The organism is Psychroserpens luteolus, from assembly GCF_021032705.1.
GTDB classification, from domain to species: domain Bacteria; phylum Bacteroidota; class Bacteroidia; order Flavobacteriales; family Flavobacteriaceae; genus Psychroserpens; species Psychroserpens luteolus.
On the sequence record NZ_JAHVXI010000005.1, the window covers coordinates 17,788 to 37,337 of the forward strand.

Sequence of the window (19,550 nt, forward strand, 5' to 3'; positions counted from 1 at the left end):
TATAATGAAACGAATCATATTACTCTGTTTATTTCTTTGTACTCAATTTATTAATGGTCAAACCTTTGATTTTGAAACTACAGAGAACGACATCAAAAATCATATTAATAAAAATGAATGGGACGAGGTATTACTTCTTGCTCCCGATTTATTAATAGCAAATCCAAATAAAGGAGAAGGTTATTATTATACAGCATATGCTTTTTTTAAACTAGAACAAAAACAAAAAGCCTTACAATACTTAAACAAAGCTAGGTTAATTGCCGATGATGAATTGACAAAAAAAATTAACGAATTAGATAGCTCAATTAACCAATCTAGCAAAGCAAAAAACACGGCTGAAAACGCAAAAAGCCTTGAAGATAATAATCAATCAGATGCAGCCGCTCAACAATGGGAAAGCGCATGGCAAGAAGATAAATCTAACTTAGAATACGGTTTAAATGCCGTACAATTGTATATCGAACAAAAGGAGTACAAGAAAGCAATTACCATCTTAAAAGACGATGCTTTTAAAAATGAAATTGAAGCCCAAAATATCATAAAAAAACTAAATCAAACACCTGAAATCTCAAGTGAGAACACATATACGGATGCCATAAAACTAGGTGATGAATACTACAATAAATCCAAATTTAGTGATGCTATTAACGAATACCAAAAGGCCTTAAATTCAGGATTTAACAACCAAGTTGCATCTGATAAAATAAATGACAGTAAAGAAGAACGTCTGTGGCAAGAAGCCAACATTAGTAATGAGATTCAAATTATGGAAGACTATGCAGATAAATATCCTAGAGGAAAACACATTTCAAATGCAAAATCAATAATATCAAACTCATATAAGTCTATTGCTAAAGACGCATTTGAAAAAAGTAATGAATCCAAATTATTAAAGTATTATGATAAATACAAGAAGCGCTTTCCAAATGACGACAGCATCAGTACTATAAATCAATATGTACAAGATTATTATTTTTCCTTAGGCAAAGAAAATCTAAAAAATAAACAATGGACTTCAACGATAACTTATTTTAATGGTTTTTTGAAGTATTCGAATTCTGAAGAGAATAATGAAGTAGCGAGAAAAGGTATCTCAAAATCAACAAGACGTTTAAAAAGAAGAAGTTCAGGGTTTCTATCTGGTGTTTATGAACTAGACGAAAATTTCGGACTCTCATTCGGAAAACTAAATCATAGAGGTCTAGGATGGTATGCTAACTTAAGAGTAAATCCCACATTTGTAACAGAAGCCAATTTCGAAAAAAGTGATAATACACTTACTGAAATCCCAAATGAAGCTAAAGAAGCTATTGGCTCTTTAAGTATTGGAACATCTTTCCCTGTCCTTTACCCTATTTGGATATATATTGGAGGTGGCGCATCTTACAGAGAACGATTAATTGATAATGATGGTGAACCAATATATTTCTCTATTGAAGGTGAAAAAAACATAAATTATTTCCCCGAAGCTGGTATCATGATAAGATTAGGCGGAATCATAATTTCTGGTGGAGCTTCATACCTTAATGAAGAATTAATAATTCAAGGAAGCTTTGGAGTAAAACTTTAAAACACTTATTTCAAAATTCATAAAACAAAAAAAGAGTGCAAAAGCACTCTTTTTTATCGTAAGTCTATCTTAAGTTACTCTATATACCCCATCTCACGCATCCAATCATTATTAAACATTTTACCAACGTAACGGCTGCCATGATCATGAAACAACACAACAACAACATCATCTTTAGTAAAGTGTTCTTTCAATTGCAGTACACCTTTTATAGCAGCTCCTGCACTATTTCCTAAGAACATTCCTTCTTCTTTGGCTAGTAATTGCGTATAGACTGCAGCATCTTTATCGGTTACTTTTGTGAATCCGTCAATAATTGAAAAATCAACATTTTCTGGTAAGATATCCTCTCCAATACCTTCAGTGACATAAGGATAGATTTCATTTTCATCAAAAACACCTGTCTCATGGTATTTTTTAAAAACACTTCCGTAAGTATCTACTCCCCAAACCTTCACATTAGGGTTTTGTTCTTTTAAATATTTACCAACACCAGAAATCGTTCCACCTGTACCTACTCCAACAATAAAATGGGTAACTTTTCCATCGGTTTGTTTCCAAATTTCCGGACCAGTACTTTCGTAATGTGCAGTGGCATTACTCGGATTATCATATTGATTCACATACCAAGAATTTGGTGTCTCCTCACCTAAACGCTTTGAAACCGAATAATAACTTCTTGGATCATCGGGTTCAACATCTGTTGGACATACGACAACTTCGGCACCTACAGCACGAAGAATATCCATTTTTTCTTTAGATTGCTTATCACTAATTACGAAAACACACTTGTAACCTTTAACAATAGCTGCTAAGGCTAAACCCATTCCTGTATTTCCTGAAGTACCTTCAATAATAGTTCCTCCAGGTTTTAAACGACCATCAGCCTCTGCATCTTCAATCATCTTTAATGCCATACGATCCTTAACCGAATTGCCTGGATTGAAAGTTTCGTATTTTGACAATACCAAACATGGTAAATCTGCTGTTAGTTTGTTTAATTTTACGAGAGGTGTATTACCAATTGTACCTAATATATTTTCTGCGTAGTCCATTTAATTTATTTTGCGATGCAAAAATAGACAAAACTCAAGATTTAACTAGGTTTTCTTTGGAAAATTACTCGAATCGAATCGCTTTAACAGGAGAAATTTTTGTGATAATTATTGAAGGGATCAGTAGCATAAGGAAACAGGCGATAAAGGTTCCTAGATTAAGCAAAATAATATAATCCAATCCTATATGAACAGGGATGATAGACACATAATATTGCTCTGGATCTGGAAATTTCAGTAATCCAAATTGTTGTTGAGCAAATAAAAGTGCGAGACCAATTAAGTTTCCCCAAAATAACCCTAAGCAAACCAAATATGCCGCATTATACAAAAACATCTTCCTTATACTCAAATTACTACTACCCAAGGCCTTTAAAATCCCTATCATTTGGGTACGTTCTAAAATGAGTACTAATAGCGCAGTAATCATATTAATTCCAGCTACTATGATCATAATAGCAATAATTCCATAGGTGTTTTTGTCAAAGATTTTGATCCATTCAAACGTAGTATCAAATTTCTCTTCTATGGTTTGTGTATTTAAAAGAGATGGTGTATTGTCCCTAATTTTCTTTTCCATTTGGGTCAGTTGAGAGAAATCTTCAAGGTACACTTCAAAATTACCAATTTGTGTTGCTGCCCATTTATTCATACGCTGAATATGACTGAGATCACCAATCACAAAAGTTTTATCAATCTCCTGAAATCCAGAATTAAAGATCCCAACAATTTTAAAAGTTCGTTGGAAAGGGATCTCATCAATACTCTCTTTACCAAAAACTGTCTGAAATTGGTCGCCAAGCTTAAACCCTAATCGATTTGCCAAATAACTTGAGATGACCACATCATTACTTAGCTTACCTTCATAGGTTGGTAATTTTCCTTCAACTAAAAATTCTTGAACATAGGTCCAGTCGTAATCTGTACCTACACCTTTGAGCACAATACCTTCAAAATCAGTTTCGGTTCTAATCACACCAAATTTTGTAGCTACAGCTTGAATATGCTTAACGCCTTCTATAGAATTAAACTTAGGGTAAAAATCTTGCTCTATAGAAATAGGAACAAAAGACTCATTTGACTCATTGCTATTAAATTCATTTATAGTGAGATGACCATTAAAAGCAACTACCTTTTCCCGCACTTTTTTTTGAAGCCCTAAACCGGTAGCAATTGCAATAAGCATCACAATCATACCAATCGTAATTGCAGCAATACCAATTTTTATTATTGGTGCCGAAACACTACTTTTATACGCTTTACTACCAATAATGCGTTTAGCTATAAAAAACTCGTAATTCAAAATTTAAAAAATGCGTTTATCGATGTTCAAAAATAGGGTTTTCCCAATAATTATTGTGATTGTTTTGGTCTTGATTTCCTGCGGAAATAAAACTAATGGAGATTCTGTAAAAAATAATGAGAGCTTAAATCAAGTTAAGGACGATAATTCTTCAAAATTAAATGATAACATTGTAGTTGGAGCAAATAGAACTGATTTGTATTTGCCATTATTAAAAGGAAAACGTATTGGAATTGTAGCTAATCAAACTTCAGTAATGACCATTTTAGAACGTCGCGCAATTGATAGCTCTACTATGGGAAGCACTTCTGTGATGTATCATTTGGTTGATTATTTACACAACTATGACAATATTAATGTAACTAAGGTTTTTGCTCCAGAGCACGGTTTTAGAGGTAAAGCAGACGCTGGAGAGGTAGTTAAAGATGGTATTGACACCAAAACGGGAATCCCAATTATATCTCTCTATGGAAAAAACAAAAAACCATCAGCAGAACAATTGGAAAATTTAGATCTAGTTGTCTTTGACATTCAAGATGTTGGTGCACGTTTTTACACCTATATTTCTAGCTTACATTATGTAATGGAGGCTTGCGCCGAAGCTAATATTCCTATGCTTATTTTAGATAGACCAAATCCAAATGGTCACTATATTGATGGTCCTATTTTAGAATCAGAACATAAGAGTTTTGTGGGTATGCATCCCATACCTGTTGTACATGGTATGACCATAGGTGAATATGCCAAAATGATTAATGGTGAAGGTTGGCTTAAAAAAGGGATTACTTGTGATATTACTGTAATTGAAATGCAAAACTACAATCATAATAAGACTTATGGTTTACCTATAAAACCATCACCAAATCTACCAAATGATACGAGTATTAATCTTTACCCTAGCCTTTGTTTTTTTGAAGGCACTAATGTTAATGCTGGTCGTGGTACATCTAAGCAATTTCAGATTTATGGAAGTCCGTATCTAGACAAAACCGTTTACAATTTCAAATATATTCCATCACCAAATGAAGGCACTAAATATCCGAAGCATGATGGAGTGCTATGTTATGGTGAGGATCTGAGTGCGCACGAAAAAATGAACACGCTAGATTTAAACTACCTCATTCGTGCCTATAAAAACTCAATCGACAAATCTGTCTTTTTTAATGATTTCTTTGTCAAGCTTGCAGGCACAAAAGAACTACAATCGCAAATAGAATCTGGTATGTCTCAAAAAGAGATTAAGGACACTTGGGTTAAAGGCCTCGACGCATTTAAAAAAATTAGAGCAAAGTATTTGGTTTATGACTAGATTATTTTTTCTCGTTCTTAGAAGCAAGTCGCTCCTTCTCCATGGCCACTAGCCATTCATTATCTCTAAAGATCTTAACAACAAATACGATACGTATTGGAGATTGTACAGCAACAAAAACGTGCTTTCCTTTTGACAAGTTATTAAGTGGAATCTCAATGTGTTTTTTGTTGATAGTCATATCTACTTCACGCTCATAATCTGAACTTACAGCATACACTTTATTGATTATTGTATCGCTTTTAAGGATTAATGTATCTTTAGAGGAATTGAGTTCTTGAATTAAACCTTTGGCTCTTGTGTTGACATTTTTTTCAAGCTTTGCAAAGTCATTTTGGGCTTGAATACTAAAGTTTAACGAAGTGGTTAAACTAAAAAAGATTATAATAAATACTGTTTTCATTTATAAACGTTGGTTAACGTCAACAAACTTGAACTAATAGCATTTTTATAATCCCGAACCTTAAAACTAATTTCTTTTTCGGTTGGCGAGCAAAAAACTCCATGAACGGTAAATAAAACCGAAGTAAAGCATTTTCTCACAGATTAATCAGTATAAGGTTTTCCGTTTGGTCTAAGATGCGTACGCCTATATTCGACTCTAGATATCATATTAGAGCGATTGGGATCTGAAATATTATAGGCTCTTTTAGCCTGCATTTGCAAAGTTTCAAATCCATTATCAGCATTAGCAATTGTCAAACTAAGGTTAGCTGAATCATAATCTAAAGTATGATTGATAACATCTGATGATATGGTGGTATCTGTCACTTTTTTAATTAATTCATCATTTAGAGCAACTCTCGTGTCTAATGCAGACTTATAATCAAATGGTAATATCCTATCAATTTGAAAAACGATAATCTTATCTGCTTGGTAGAACATAACGGTATAGCTACCTAAAGGTAATTCATCTAATGGAATCTTTACACGTTTAACAGCTGGTTTAAACTCAAATACCTTTTCTATAGTATTATTGAGAAAACGTACCTTCTTAAATAAATACTTGTTTTCAAGTACTAAAGAATCTTGAGAGCTCGACAGATTGTGATCTAAATCAAATGCTAATGGATTTACATTTTTTCGAATAGTAGTGTAGGTTTCTTCTTGAGCAAAAACGATACTGCTCATAAGTAGAAACATCACTATAACGCATAGGCGATGTATTGGCACGCCAAGGATAGTTAACTTGTTCATGATTGGGGTCATTTAAAGATTAAACTAAAAACAATTCCAACCTCTTTTTGAGGGAATTGGATTAATAATATACTACAAAGTTAAAATAGACTAAGACTAGAATCTAAGTTGTTAGTTAAAAGAAGGCAAACCAACGACGAACAGAAAATTTTGACCTAAAAAATAGATAAACTACAAAAAATCAAATATTTTATTTGAATTTAAAATTACGTAAACCCTTAAAAATGAACACTTAAACGAACATTTCTATTACTTTTTTAATGTTTTAAGTTGAAGAACTCGATTGGGATAATCTGATATGATTCCGTCTACTTTATAGTCAATCATTAGATTAATATCGCCTATCTCATTTACGGTCCATGGAATAATTTTAAACCCTTCTTCTTGATAATTTGAAATGATCTGCTGATTTAGGAGTTTAAAATTTGGGCTAATAATTTCAGGGCTAAAAGATAGAGCCGAAAGCTTTGTCGCTATCGATTCATTTTCGTCGACCAACAGCGCTATTTGTATCGTTTCATTTTGCCTTTTCGCTTCCTCTAATGCTCTCAAATCAAAAGATTGTATGATGACTCTATTTTCGACGCCTTTAGATTTAATTACATTAAGAACCAGCTGAACAAAATGGTTAACTTGAGGTGTATAAATACCATCATATTCAGGTTTACTTTTAATTTCAATATTATATCTAATAGTTTGGTTTGATTTATGTTCACCCAAATCAATCACTTCTTCAAGCAATGGTTTAGAGAGCTTTACTTTTTCTTGCAATGGAAATCTTGTGTGAGGTTTAGTTCCGCAGTCGTAATATCGCTTAATGCTATCATAGGTCATAGCATACATATTGAATGTCGTTTCGTTATTTTTAAGAATCTCATTTCCGAAGGGATCTAAAGCGATCTCGTGACTCATAAATGGTTCATGAGATACGACGACTTCATAATCTTTAGAGATGACAACGTCTAACTCTAAGGTTTGAATATTTAAGTCTAGTGCTTTTTTAAACCCAAGTAATGAATTTTCTGGATAGAGACCTCTATAGCCACGATGCCCCTGAATATCGAATACCTCATCAGAATTGCAACTCGTTAAGCAAATAACACATAACAACCATAGATAACGCATCATTCAGAAGAATTAATAGTTGTAGGTTTTCTGTATTTATGAAATGGTTGTTTTAAGAGCTCTCCTATTTTACCGTTAGCCTCTTCATCTGGAAAAGTATCAACACCATAAACAATAGCATCTCTATCAAGAGTCATGAACGTTCCGAAGAGTCGATCCCAAATGGAGAAGATATTTCCGTAGTTAGAATCAGTATAAGGTAACATATAATGATGATGAACCTTATGCATGTCTGGAGAAACTAACACATAACTAATTGCTTTATCTATCGTTTTAGGCAATTTGATGTTGGCATGACTAAACTGAGTTGCGACCAAAGACATCGATTGATATAACATGACGATGGCAATTGGAGCACCAATAATAAAGACCCCAATCAACGTAAACACAAAACGAATAACACTTTCTAATGGATGATGTCTATTTGCCGTAGTTGTATCAACATTATGATCTGTATGATGCACTAAATGCACCATCCAAAGTGGCTTCACCTTATGCTCAACATAATGTGCGAGATACGCACCAATAAAATCCAAAAGCAAAACACCCAAGAGTACATAAGCCCAAAGTGGTAAATTAGGAATCCAATTGATGATCCCGAAATCATTAACCTTAACCCAATCTGCTGTTTTAACTAACATAAATGCTAAACCAAAATTAATAATGATGGTAGTTAGTGTAAAAAATAAATTTGGAACCGCATGTTTCCATTTTTTGTATTTAAAATTAAATAGTGGTAATGTGCCTTCGAGAAGCCAAAATAAGGTTAATCCACCTACAAGAATCAAACTCCTATGTAGCGATGGTATAGTTTCAAAATAAGTGACAATCGATTCCAATAGTTCTAAAAGTTCTTGTTAATGATTTGAGTTGCTTTTTTCAAATTTACTAAAGAAAGTTTACTTCTCAAGGTACTAGCATTTTTTTCATCTTTAAGTAATCCATAAGCGGTGTAATAGAGAAAATCAACTAGCTCAGTATTTGCTTCTATAATCTCAGAAGGATCCATACGTTTAAGCTGTCGCAATGCTTTTCGAGGCTTATTTAGTACAAGACTTTGTTTTATTCTTAGTAAATCCATTCTTTGAAGTAAAGCCTGCTTATTTTCTATTGTGTCGTTTAAATAGGTACTAGCCTCATCTAAATATATTGAAGACACTTTGATGATTTCGGCCCTAACCTCTTTGTTCACGTAAATACCATAATCTATATATTTAGAAGCCAAACGAAATGTGGTATAAAAGTCTTTTTGTTTAGAATAATTAGTCAGTTCTCCTTTTAAAATAGACGTGTTTAAAGCATATCGTTCAACAAAAGTTGTCATATTTAGAAAGAAGTTATCATACACGACAATCCTGTTAATTATCGTGCCATTGGCATCTAAAATTTTAATAGAATCATCATTAAATTTATCAATATACTTTTTACTGCGCTTGCCTTTTATCTCTTCATAAAGTTCTGTATACTGCGATTCATTTACGACTACTGGAATAAAATGCTCCCAAATTAAATTATTAATATATTCGTTTTTGAACATATTTTCAATGACAACGCTACCACCTCTATCATTACTTATTTTAACTGGCTCTGGATATAGTGTAGATTCTTCCCAAACCATAAGAATTAATTTGTCTTGAATAAGTGCCAATCGCTTTGCTGCGTCAAGAGATGTATACCAATCTATTTCTTGAGAGACACCAAGAATAGGAAAAGTTAATAATAAAATCAATACAATTTTTTTCATATTAAATCATAGTTTAATGCGTTGTTTCATTTCTTCAACTATATGAAATGCTGCAGGACAAATCGCTACATTTTTTAGTGTAAGATTAGATATTTGTTGAAATTTCTTTCGGTCTGTATGTGGAAACTCACGACAAGCCTTTGGTCTCACTTCATAAATAGAACAATAATTATCTGTTCCCAAAAATGTACATGGCACAGACTGCAATACATAATCATTTTCTTCATCCAAACGCAAGTATGTATCTATAAATTGTTGCTGTTTCATTTTAAAAAACTTAGCGATGCGCTCAATATCTTTAGGTGTAAATAAAGGCCCTGTAGTTTTACAACAGTTTGCACATTCTAGGCAGTCTGTACGTTCAAATTCTGCCTCATGAAGTTCTTGCATAAGATAATCTAATTGCTTAGGCGGCTTTTTTTTAAGCTTTGTAAAGAATGTCTTATTTTCCTTATGCTTATCTTTGGCGAGTTTTGGAAGATGATTTATCAGGTCTTGCATAACACAAAAATACTACTTTTATGAAAGACCTTTTTGGGAAAGCCTTACTAGATTATCACACCAATAATTATACCGAAGACCTCATCACATCCACTAATATTTCGGGTGAAGATGAATTGCCACTTCCTTACTTATTTAGAAGCTATTCTGAAATGCCAAAACTAGAACAAAAGGCCTTGCAATTGTGCAAAGGAACTGTATTAGATGTTGGTTGTGGTTCTGGAAGCCATAGTTTATACTTACAGGAGAAAGGGTTTAATGTTAAAGCCATTGATATTTCTGAAGGTGCAGTTGCCGTCTCAAAAGCTAGAGGCGTTAAGCATATAGAACTGAAAGCAATTCTAGATGAAACTAACACCTTTGATACCATTTTACTCTTAATGAATGGGACTGGTATTTTTCAAGAGCTATCTCAAGTTCCAACCTATTTGAAACATTTAAAATCACTTTTAAATTCGGAAGGTCAGATTTTAATAGATTCTTCAGATATAAAATACATGTATGAAGATGACGATGGTGGCTTATGGATTGACACCAATGCTAACTATTATGGCGAATTAGATTATTTTTTGAGTTATAAAGACGAAGATGAAACTCCAATGAAATGGCTATATCTCGATTTTGATCGTTTACAATTGGCTTGTGAATCTGTAGGTTTGCAATGCGAAAAAATTATGGATGGTAATCATTATGATTACTTGGTAAAAATTACTGCTCTTCTCCATTAACAAACGTTTGTTCTACTTTAATATTAGGAATTTCATTTTCATTAACCGTCATGATATCTTTATCCAAAATGATAAAATCGGCTAGCTTTCCTTGTTCTATACTCCCTTTTTCGTTCTCTTCAAAATTAGAATACGCAGCCCAAATGGTCATTCCTTTTAAAGTTTCCTCTCTGGTCAAACCATTTTCTTTTTGAAATCCTCCTTCAGGAAATTGCTCTAAATCTTGTCGTGCTACAGCTGCATAAAACGTTAAAAACGGACTTACTTGCTCAACAGGAAAATCGGTACCCAAAGCCACCTTTCCGTAGGCATTGAGCAGTTGTTTATAAGCATAAGCGCCTTTAACACGTTCACTTCCTAAACGATCTTCAGCCCAATACATATCACTTGTCGCATGTGTAGGTTGAATGGATGGCAAGACATTTTTATAGAGGTTGAAATCTTCTGGTGAAACCACTTGCGCATGTTCTACACGCCAACGCCTATCGGATTTGCCGTTTAAGACTTTATTATACGTTTCTAAAACCGCATGATTTGCCGAATCACCTATGGCATGTGTATTCATTTGATACTCTGAATCTGCAATTTTTTGAGCCGAAGCATTGAACGTTTCTAAATCGGTTACCAATAATCCAAAATGATTTGGTTTATCACTATAAGGAGCTCTTAGCATGGCTCCACGTGATCCCAAAGCGCCATCGGCATAAAACTTAAATGAACGTACATTCAATCTATCGGTTTTAATAATTCCTTTTTTTGTGTAATACTCTACATTGTCCTTTGAAAACGACACCATCGCATACACTCGCATTTTTAAATCTCCTGCTTGTTGCAAACTATCAATAATTTCAATTGAAGCTTGACTAAGTCCTGCATCATCAACCGTAGTTAATCCTAAATCAAAGCAAATATCTTGAGCTGCCATTAACGCTTTTACAGTATCATCGCGTGTAGGTTTAGGCCAATAATTCATGACCAAATTTTCGGCATTATCTACTAAAACTCCTGTAAGCTTACCGTTTTCAATCACAACTTCTCCTCCTTCAACTTTACTATCAATAGTAACTTTCCCTAAATCTAAAGCAGCTTGATTACACAATATCGCATGACCATCAACACGTGTTAGAGCGACAGGTGTATCTGGGAACATTTTATTTAACAGTGTGTTATTTGGAAACTTCTTTTCTTCCCAATCGTTTTGATCCCAACCTCGTCCTGTTATGAATGAGACATTATTTTTATTCTGAAAATCTAAAACACGTTTAACAACGTCTTCAAAACTTTTTGTTCCTACAAGATTTACTGCTTGCTGGTTAAACCCTAATCCTAAAAAGTGACAATGTGCATCAATAAGTCCAGGAACGATTGTTTTACCTTCAGCATCGATTTCATGTTCTGAACTATACTTCGCTTTAATCGCTTCGGTGGTACCTACTTCAACGAATTTTCCATCTTTAATGGCAAAAGCTTCGGCTTTGGCAAAATCATGATTAACAGTATAGACATTAGCATTAACAATAATAGTATCTACAGTTTGCTGTTCTTTTGAACAGGAGTAAGACACAATTAAAAGTAAAAGAATGGTTAGTTTTTTCATAGTTAATATGTTTAGACGTATAAAAATACAAAAAGCATTCAATCTCTAAGTTTAGAAGTTGAATGCTTTTTGTATTTATTAATTCTATATTTTAAAAATCAAACTGATACGTCGCTCCAGCCAAAAACTGAATGCCTTGTACTGGATAATTTAACCAACGGTTATAGTCTTGGTTTGCGATATTGTTTGCTTTAGCAAATGCCGACAATTGATCGTTAATTCGATAGCCCAAATGAGCGTTTAGATCAAAATAGCTATCTAAGGTAATTGTTTCCCGTATTGGAAGTGTTAATGTACCAACGCCTGTAATAAATTCATCCTTTCGTTCTCCAATAAAAAATAGATTAGCGCCTGCAAACCAATGCCTATTAATTTGATAATCTAAAAAGGCAGAGGCTTTAATATCTGGTAAATTCCAAGGTTCGGCTTCATTATCTGTGTCATAGGCGAAATATTCAGCTTTCAGACCTAACTTAAAGTTTCTATTCACATCTATATTTAATGCTCCAGCCACTGAAAAAGTAGTCACATCATCATAAGTTATTCCGAAAGAATTTCCATATTGATAGTTCTCACGATCAACACCTGCATCTGGATTAGCTTTAAATAAAGCACGATTATTATCGGCTAAATAATGACCACTAATATCATAACTCACACTATTGGAAAGTCTTCCTTTTAATCCAAGAGACACGTTATAAGCTTGATCTGTTGGAATGATAAATAAGGTTGGAGAAACAAATGGGTTGTCTTGTGCAAAATCATAATATGAATTTTGAATCAATCCACCTTCTATGCCTCCATAAGCAATTAACAACTCGTCAACTAAACGATAGCTCGCGGTAAAATTAGGATAGATAAAAAACTTACCATCACTAGCTTCAGTATCATTAAGATATACCAAGTTAACACCCAAATTCACTGTAAGATCATCTTGTATTATTTGATAGCTTGGTGCCAATCCAAAATTGACATTGCTATAGTTTAACTCATTGGTATTAAAGTAAGCTCTATCAAATGAACCTCCAATATAATCGATAGTCACTTCCGTATTGATTACCTCATCATTTATAGGCACATCAAATTCTGATTTTAAAACAAACCTGTTTTCACCAGAATCCTGATTATCACCAAAACGTCTATACAACACACTACCTCTATTGATAATGGCATCTTCAAAATTGATATTTCCGCCAAAATTAGCTGTGTAAAATGAATGATCGACATCAAAAGTTGGAATACTTTGGTCTGGAACACCATACCAATTAAAGGTTTGCAATTGGAAACCACCTTCAACTTTCCATGAGTAGTCATTGAGTTTCTGACTGTAATGTGCATTTAAGGCAGTTTCCGAAAAATTATTATCGAAATTCACACCATCAATTTCACCAGCAGATGAATGATGACTAAAATATCCACCTACTCGTTCCGAATTACTTAAGGCATGATTAAGGTAGACTTCACCAAGAATCGTAGTATAGGTTCCAACACCTAAAGAAGCATAATTATCGAACAATTTTACAGGCTTTTCTTTATCGACATTTGCAGCCTTTCCTTTTGCAGGTGTAAATGTTGATGCCACAGGTATTGAAAAAATATTATACTTGATTTCCTTCTTTTTTGTTGTGGTAGAATCGTTTAATGATGGCGTTTCTTTAATTTTAAACGCATCAGAAATCTTTGGTGTATATGGTTTAACCACATTTACCACATCAGTATCAATCGTATCTTTTTCTCGCTCTTGTGCGAAGGTCCTTGTAACGCTTAATGCTAAAATGACTAAGACGATATATTTAAATTTGTTTTGCATAGTTCTAATTTTGTTCGGATTCGACAGAGGCATTTGTCTTGGCTTCTTCGGCTTTAATTCTATTCAATTCTTCTTTAGCATCGTCAACTACATCATCAAATTCGGCAAAGTTGGTAATGACACTTTCTAAGATATAAGTCGCTTGAAATGCATCTCCTAAGGCATCATAGTTTTTAGCCATTACAACTAATCCTTTTGCGCTATAGTATTTATAACTGCTATAATCTCTAGCTAATTTTTGAACTGTTGTATTGGACGACTGAAACTTCCCTTCTTTGTGTTTGAAATAGGCATTGTAATACAAGGCTTCGGCAGCTACAACTCCGGTAGCAATTTTTTCAACTTTTGCATAAGCGTCTTTAGCTTTGTTTTCGTCTCCTGTTTTTATAGCCGAACGTGCAATAATAATCTGCGCATCACTCTTTACTTTATTGTCGATTTTTGAATTCTGAAGTACTTTTTCAGCATAGTCAACAGCTTCAGTATAGTTCTCTCTTTGATAGTAAGCATTCATCAAATTAGATTGTGCATACGTAACATTTTGAGGATAATCGGCATCTGATTCTAATCGTTTAAGTAACGGAATGGCTTTATCCCAATTTGATGCATTTAAATAGATCTCAGATAATTTCACTATCGATTGCTCGGTAAATTCGCCTTTTTGTTTACTCACCACATATTCATAGTGTGGCCTGGCATTCTCAGGTAATTCCTTTTTCGAATACAACTCGGCAACATAAAAGTGTGATTTTAACGCATGTATTCCATTTGGAAATTCATTCAAATATTTATTAAACTGACGAATTGCGCCATCGGTATTATTATCTAAATATTGCTTTTCTGCAGCTAAATAGGCTGTATTATCTAACTCTGCATCTGTGACATCAACATAATCCAAGGTTTTAACCCAAGCAGCATATTCGTCTACACGACCAAGATCAATATAGATGAGTCGTGCGGTTGAAACCGCTTGATTAGCTTCACCTGTAGACGGATAATTATTGGCTACTTTTTTTAATTTACGCAAGGCACGTTCATTATCATTAGCGTTGTAATATGATAACCCTTGACGTAATAAGGCTTTTGAGATAAAAACACTTGTTCTATATTCTGATATAAGTCGTTCATACATCGTCATCGCCTTATCTGTTTCATTTGATTTTACATACGAATTTGCCAACTCATACATGGCATCATCTCGTAAGGAAGATCTAGGAAAATCATCGATAAACGATTGCAGTCCTTGAATTTTTTTTGAGCCTTGACCAACATAACCATAGCTCATTGTCTTTTGAAAAGAGGCATAATCTCCTTCTATTTCGTTAATTCCAATGGCTTTATCATAAGCAGCTATAGCTTTATTATAATTGGTAGACACAAAATGTCCATCTCCAAGTCTGAGATAAGCATCATTTAAGCGTAGCTTATCATCTTTATGGTTAGCGATAAACTTTTGAAAGCTCGCTGTGGCCTGATTATAATCTTTAAGTTTAAAATAGGTATAGGCGATGTTATAATCGATATTATTAATTTCATTTACATTTTCTGCTCCACTTTGCAACATGAATTGTTTAAAACCAATAAGTGCCTCATCAAAATTATTCAAATGGTAATCTGTTTCAGCTTTCCAAAATGTTGCTCTTGTTGTAAAAACAGGATCTTTGGCTTCATCTATTGATTTATTAAATAAGGCTTTTGCTTCGTTATAATCGCCCTCATTATAGACCTCAATACCTCTGTAAAATGCTACTTTTTGATAAGCCACACGATTTTCAAAACTTCGTTTATTCTCTAAAAGCTTTATGGCTTCTTTGTAGTTTCTTGAAGTGATGTAAGAATCTATCAATAAGGTTTCTATTTCTTCTTTGTAACTCGTATCTGGATACTTATCTAGATAACTTGTTAGCACTTGCGGAACCGACTGATAAGGGTTACCAATCTCGTAGCTAATCTTAGCATAGTTTAGCCATGCATCCTCTTGGATCTTCAAATCATAATCCATCTGAGAAGCGTTTCTAAAAGCATTTAATGCTTCTTGTTTTTTATCTAAATTAATATAGCTCTCACCCAAGTGATAGTAAGCATTTTGTGCCACGCTATTGTTACCTCCAATAATTTTATTGAACTCAGAAATAGCACTTTCAAAGTCGTCTTGCTTATAGTAAGCATAACCCAACTGATAATAATCGACATTGTTCCATTTGCCGCGTCTTCCTTTATAATCTTTTAAATATGGAATGGCTTGGGTGTATTGTTCTAAATTAAAATGGCTTTCTCCTATAATTTTGGAGAGTTCAGATTTCTCCTTTGGGCTACTATTGTCTAATTGCTCCTTGGCTAAGGTAATCGCCTTCTCAAATTTACCGAGTTTAAAGTTTAAATCGGCTTGATAATAGGACAGTTTCTCTTTGTATTTTTCTTGATCGCTAACTTGATCAAAGTACTCATTGGCCTTGTCATAATCGTCACCTTCATAAGCCATAAAACCTATATAATACTTAGCCTGTGAGCCGTATTTTTTTGATGTAATTACTCGGTTTAAATACTTATTGGCTCCTGTTTCGTCTCCAGTAGAATACAAAGCATAACCATAATTAAAATTAAATTTATCACGTTCGGAACGCGATACACTATTTTCATCTACTTTATCATACCATTTTCGAGCATAGGCATACTTTTCATTTGTGAAATAGTAATCGGCCACATCTAAAAATGCCGTATTTCTTTTGGTACTCGTCGGATAATTATCCACAAACTCCTGAATAAGATCATCAGCATTTTTCTGGTTTAAACGCACTGCACAGTTGGCAATATAATAGGCACATTCTGACTCTACGGTTTCATTTGGCGCATCATTTTTTATAGCTTCAAACATAGATTGAGCTGCTTGATACTGCTTATTATTATAGAGCGTGAGTGCTTTTTGATAGTCGACTAGATCACTAGTATATGCAGCTGTTTGCTGGGCTTGCAAATAAGAAGCCAATAACAAAAAGCTAAGTACAAAACTTATTTTTCTGAAAGTCATTAAGTTCGATTTTTAATTGATGTCAAAGATAATTTATCTCCTACCTATAACGCAACAATCGTGCTATAATTATACACGGACTTATTAAATAGACTGTTTAGGCAAGATTCTGTTACACTTTACGTTTTATCTAAAGCAATTTAGAATTTAGTTTTTGGCTATTGGTAGTTGCTAGTTTTTATAATACATTTACATTTCTATTAAATTGTCACCAAACATTATGTCTGAAACTGTTTTACAACTCAAAAATGCATCTATCTACCAAGGGGATAGCATGGTATTATCTGATGTGAATTTTGAAATGAATAAAGGGGATTTTGTTTATCTTATTGGTAAGACAGGAAGCGGAAAAAGTAGCTTTATGAAAACGCTTTATGGCGATTTAGAACTTACTGAAGGTGAAGGTCACATTGTAGATTACAATTTGAGAACAATGCAAGAAAAAGACATTCCGTTTTTAAGACGAAAATTGGGTATTGTTTTTCAGGATTTTAAATTGTTACCTGATCGTACCATCAATGGTAATCTTGAATTTGTTTTAAAAGCTACAGGATGGAAAGACAAGACTGAAATACAAGAACGTATTGAAACTGTTTTAGATAAAGTAGCCATGAAAACCAAGGGCTTTAAATTTCCGCATGAATTATCAGGAGGAGAACAGCAGCGTATTGCTATTGCTAGGGCATTATTAAATGATCCTGAATTGATTCTGGCCGATGAGCCTACAGGTAATTTAGATCCGCAAACAAGTATCGAAGTCATGGAAGTATTACTTGACATCAATAAGAACGGAAATACTATTTTGATGGCCACTCACGATTATGCCTTATTACTGAAATATCCAAGTAAGACGTTAAAGTGCGACGAAAACAAAGTGTTTGAAGTTGTACAGCGTAAAGGCTAAAACCCTAGCCACTTAAAAAAACGTTTAAAAGCATTATCTTTTTTTTTGGTAGATACTTCAGCTATCTCCTGTGTTTCAAATTCGACAATGAACACGCCAAAATTAGATAAGGTTTTATTGGCCTTAGTATTATGAAGTGGTTTTTCAAATGCAGTCTGTTGCATTGGAAGCATTACTTTAAGGTCTTCGGAAAGTGTCCCAGTACTTAGAACCGAACTTAAGTTTTCAACATCATAAATAGTGTAGACCATTCCAGCTGCCAGACCAGTTTTTGAAAAATCGGCCAAAACAGATTGACCTTCCTTATCAAGTATAACAACTTTAAATGTATTGTCGCGATGTTTATATCTCACAACACTAGTGACAGTTTTCATATCAAACTGTGTGATACTTTTAGATTTACTATTTCCGTCTAAACCAAAATTTGAATGCCAGGTTTTCAAATCATAATCGTCATGTTTTAAAATCCTAAATCCTGTATTGTTTTTAGTATAATAGGTGTTCTTTTTCAACTTCCATTTCGATATATGTTCTAAAACTGAAGGTTGCATATGTACATAACCACAATACACTTTATTATTTTCGAAGGTTAATGATTTTGCATGTAAAATTCGGAGCCCGTTATTTCTCCCAATAATAATGTTGTTTTTCACAGTCACATTTTCAATAGGTGCATTTTTATGAAATCCTAGTGTCAAGGATGCACCATCACCAGCAACTTGAGCATTAGCCACATTAGTATTGTGATACAAAATATTATTTAACACCTTGATATTCTTTGCAATGTTAATCCCATTTCTATCACCAGATGCCACAATCAAATTATCTTTAGTCCTACCAGCAGGTGAACCATTATTAAAAAAGACGTTACTTCTCAACTGATAATTTTTGACGTATTCTACCTTAGCTCTTTTATTGGCCGACCATACTTCAATGCCCTTATAATAATTATTAAAAATGATACAATTTTCAAACACTCTTGTTTTTTCACTATTATTTTGGGTGTACACACCTTCTCCAACACCTTTTCCTCTGTACATATAGCCATTATTATAAATCAAGCAACCATTAAAAATAGTTCCTCCTGTGTGCTTCCATGACCCAACACCAAGACCTGGATTATTGTAGATTTTTAGATTTATAAACTGACAATCTTCACCAATGGAATGCTCTAACCCATTAATACGCACAAAGTCTGGATCTTCCCCATTTCTAGAAAAATCTCCCAAACATGTAATGTCGAAATTTTTATAAATAACTTGTTGTCCACGTACTTCAAGCACATGTTTCTTGTTCGAACTCACATTTCCGTTGAGAACAACCTTATCATTTTTATAAGCAGAAACTGTAATATATTTATTTGGCTCTAAACATCTAAGTGTACTCACAAATTTCCCATTATAGATACCTTCATGCAACCAAATAATATCACCAGCATTAACACTTTTAGGCTTTTGTTTTAATGCCGTTTGAAGATCCCATGGATCATCTATTGCACCAGTTCCATTAGTTGTACCAGGTGTTTCTTTATGATCTTTAGGAAAAACATGAAATTCCTGTTGCGCATTTACAGAAAGCCCAACTAAGAATAACAAAATATAGAGTAATCGTTGTATCATAAACAAGTATTTCCAATTACTGTACCAAAAATAGACATTCAAAATAGTTAATACCAT

The 19,550-nt window shown here is 33.6% G+C and carries 16 protein-coding genes; 4 read left to right on the forward strand and 12 right to left on the reverse strand.

Features of this window, described 5'->3' with window-relative positions; translation table 11 throughout:
- Positions 1-4: 4 nt before the first annotated feature.
- Complete coding sequence (locus tag KWG70_RS12715) at positions 5-1,573, forward strand: tetratricopeptide repeat protein (protein WP_230936418.1); 1,569 nt, start codon at positions 5-7, stop codon at positions 1,571-1,573.
- A gap of 74 nt (positions 1,574-1,647) precedes the next feature.
- On the opposite strand, the gene KWG70_RS12720 is transcribed toward KWG70_RS12715, so the two are convergent.
- A complete protein-coding gene (locus KWG70_RS12720; RefSeq protein WP_230936419.1) occupies positions 1,648-2,628 on the reverse strand; it encodes a PLP-dependent cysteine synthase family protein in 981 nt (326 codons plus the stop codon).
- 64 nt (positions 2,629-2,692) lie between these two features.
- Positions 2,693-3,931: an ABC transporter permease gene (locus KWG70_RS12725; protein ID WP_230936420.1), complete on the reverse strand. Its 1,239-nt coding sequence runs from the start codon at positions 3,929-3,931 to the stop codon at positions 2,693-2,695.
- Positions 3,932-3,953: 22 nt separating this feature from the next.
- On the opposite strand from KWG70_RS12725, the gene KWG70_RS12730 reads away from it, so the two are divergent.
- Entirely contained in the window at positions 3,954-5,240 is a 1,287-nt protein-coding gene (locus KWG70_RS12730) for an exo-beta-N-acetylmuramidase NamZ family protein (RefSeq protein WP_230936421.1), read from the forward strand.
- A gap of 1 nt (position 5,241) precedes the next feature.
- Here the strand turns inward: KWG70_RS12730 and KWG70_RS12735 are convergent, their stop codons facing one another.
- The 6 genes from KWG70_RS12735 to KWG70_RS12760 all read right to left on the reverse strand — a co-directional run bounded on the left by KWG70_RS12735 (position 5,242) and on the right by KWG70_RS12760 (position 9,807).
- The gene (locus KWG70_RS12735; RefSeq protein WP_230936422.1) at positions 5,242-5,643 is read right to left on the reverse strand and encodes a hypothetical protein; all 402 of its coding nucleotides are present in this window, start codon (positions 5,641-5,643) and stop codon (positions 5,242-5,244) included.
- A 143-nt stretch (positions 5,644-5,786) separates the two neighbouring features.
- Positions 5,787-6,437, reverse strand: coding sequence for a hypothetical protein (locus tag KWG70_RS12740; protein WP_230936423.1), 651 nt, complete (start codon positions 6,435-6,437; stop codon positions 5,787-5,789).
- Positions 6,438-6,686: 249 nt separating this feature from the next.
- Positions 6,687-7,565 (reverse strand): glycerophosphodiester phosphodiesterase family protein, encoded by an 879-nt coding sequence (locus KWG70_RS12745; protein ID WP_230936424.1) that lies wholly within the window; start codon positions 7,563-7,565, stop codon positions 6,687-6,689.
- Positions 7,562-8,401 carry a sterol desaturase family protein gene (locus KWG70_RS12750; protein ID WP_230936425.1) on the reverse strand — a complete coding sequence of 280 codons (840 nt, stop codon included), beginning with the start codon at positions 8,399-8,401 and terminating at the stop codon, positions 7,562-7,564. Before KWG70_RS12750 ends, KWG70_RS12745 begins: the two co-directional genes overlap by 4 nt.
- A gap of 5 nt (positions 8,402-8,406) precedes the next feature.
- Complete coding sequence (locus KWG70_RS12755; RefSeq protein ID WP_230936426.1) at positions 8,407-9,306, reverse strand: hypothetical protein; 900 nt, start codon at positions 9,304-9,306, stop codon at positions 8,407-8,409.
- A 6-nt stretch (positions 9,307-9,312) separates the two neighbouring features.
- A complete protein-coding gene (locus KWG70_RS12760; RefSeq protein WP_230936427.1) occupies positions 9,313-9,807 on the reverse strand; it encodes a YkgJ family cysteine cluster protein in 495 nt (164 codons plus the stop codon).
- A gap of 20 nt (positions 9,808-9,827) precedes the next feature.
- On the opposite strand from KWG70_RS12760, the gene KWG70_RS12765 reads away from it, so the two are divergent.
- Positions 9,828-10,535 carry a class I SAM-dependent methyltransferase gene (locus KWG70_RS12765; protein WP_230936428.1) on the forward strand — a complete coding sequence of 236 codons (708 nt, stop codon included), beginning with the start codon at positions 9,828-9,830 and terminating at the stop codon, positions 10,533-10,535.
- Here the strand turns inward: KWG70_RS12765 and KWG70_RS12770 are convergent.
- The 3 genes from KWG70_RS12770 to KWG70_RS12780 all read right to left on the reverse strand — a co-directional run bounded on the left by KWG70_RS12770 (position 10,516) and on the right by KWG70_RS12780 (position 16,970).
- Positions 10,516-12,132 (reverse strand): amidohydrolase, encoded by a 1,617-nt coding sequence (locus tag KWG70_RS12770; RefSeq protein WP_230936429.1) that lies wholly within the window; start codon positions 12,130-12,132, stop codon positions 10,516-10,518. The genes KWG70_RS12765 and KWG70_RS12770 overlap by 20 nt on opposite strands.
- A gap of 91 nt (positions 12,133-12,223) precedes the next feature.
- A complete protein-coding gene (locus tag KWG70_RS12775; RefSeq protein WP_230936430.1) occupies positions 12,224-13,942 on the reverse strand; it encodes a porin family protein in 1,719 nt (572 codons plus the stop codon).
- A gap of 4 nt (positions 13,943-13,946) precedes the next feature.
- A complete protein-coding gene (locus KWG70_RS12780) occupies positions 13,947-16,970 on the reverse strand; it encodes a tetratricopeptide repeat protein (RefSeq protein WP_230936431.1) in 3,024 nt (1,007 codons plus the stop codon).
- A gap of 220 nt (positions 16,971-17,190) precedes the next feature.
- On the opposite strand from KWG70_RS12780, the gene KWG70_RS12785 reads away from it, so the two are divergent.
- Positions 17,191-17,874, forward strand: a complete 684-nt coding sequence (locus tag KWG70_RS12785) for a cell division ATP-binding protein FtsE (RefSeq protein WP_230936432.1) — start codon at positions 17,191-17,193, stop codon at positions 17,872-17,874.
- On the opposite strand, the gene KWG70_RS12790 is transcribed toward KWG70_RS12785, so the two are convergent.
- Positions 17,871-19,550, reverse strand: a complete 1,680-nt coding sequence (locus tag KWG70_RS12790; protein WP_230936433.1) for a right-handed parallel beta-helix repeat-containing protein — start codon at positions 19,548-19,550, stop codon at positions 17,871-17,873. The two genes, KWG70_RS12785 and KWG70_RS12790, sit on opposite strands and share 4 nt — an antisense overlap.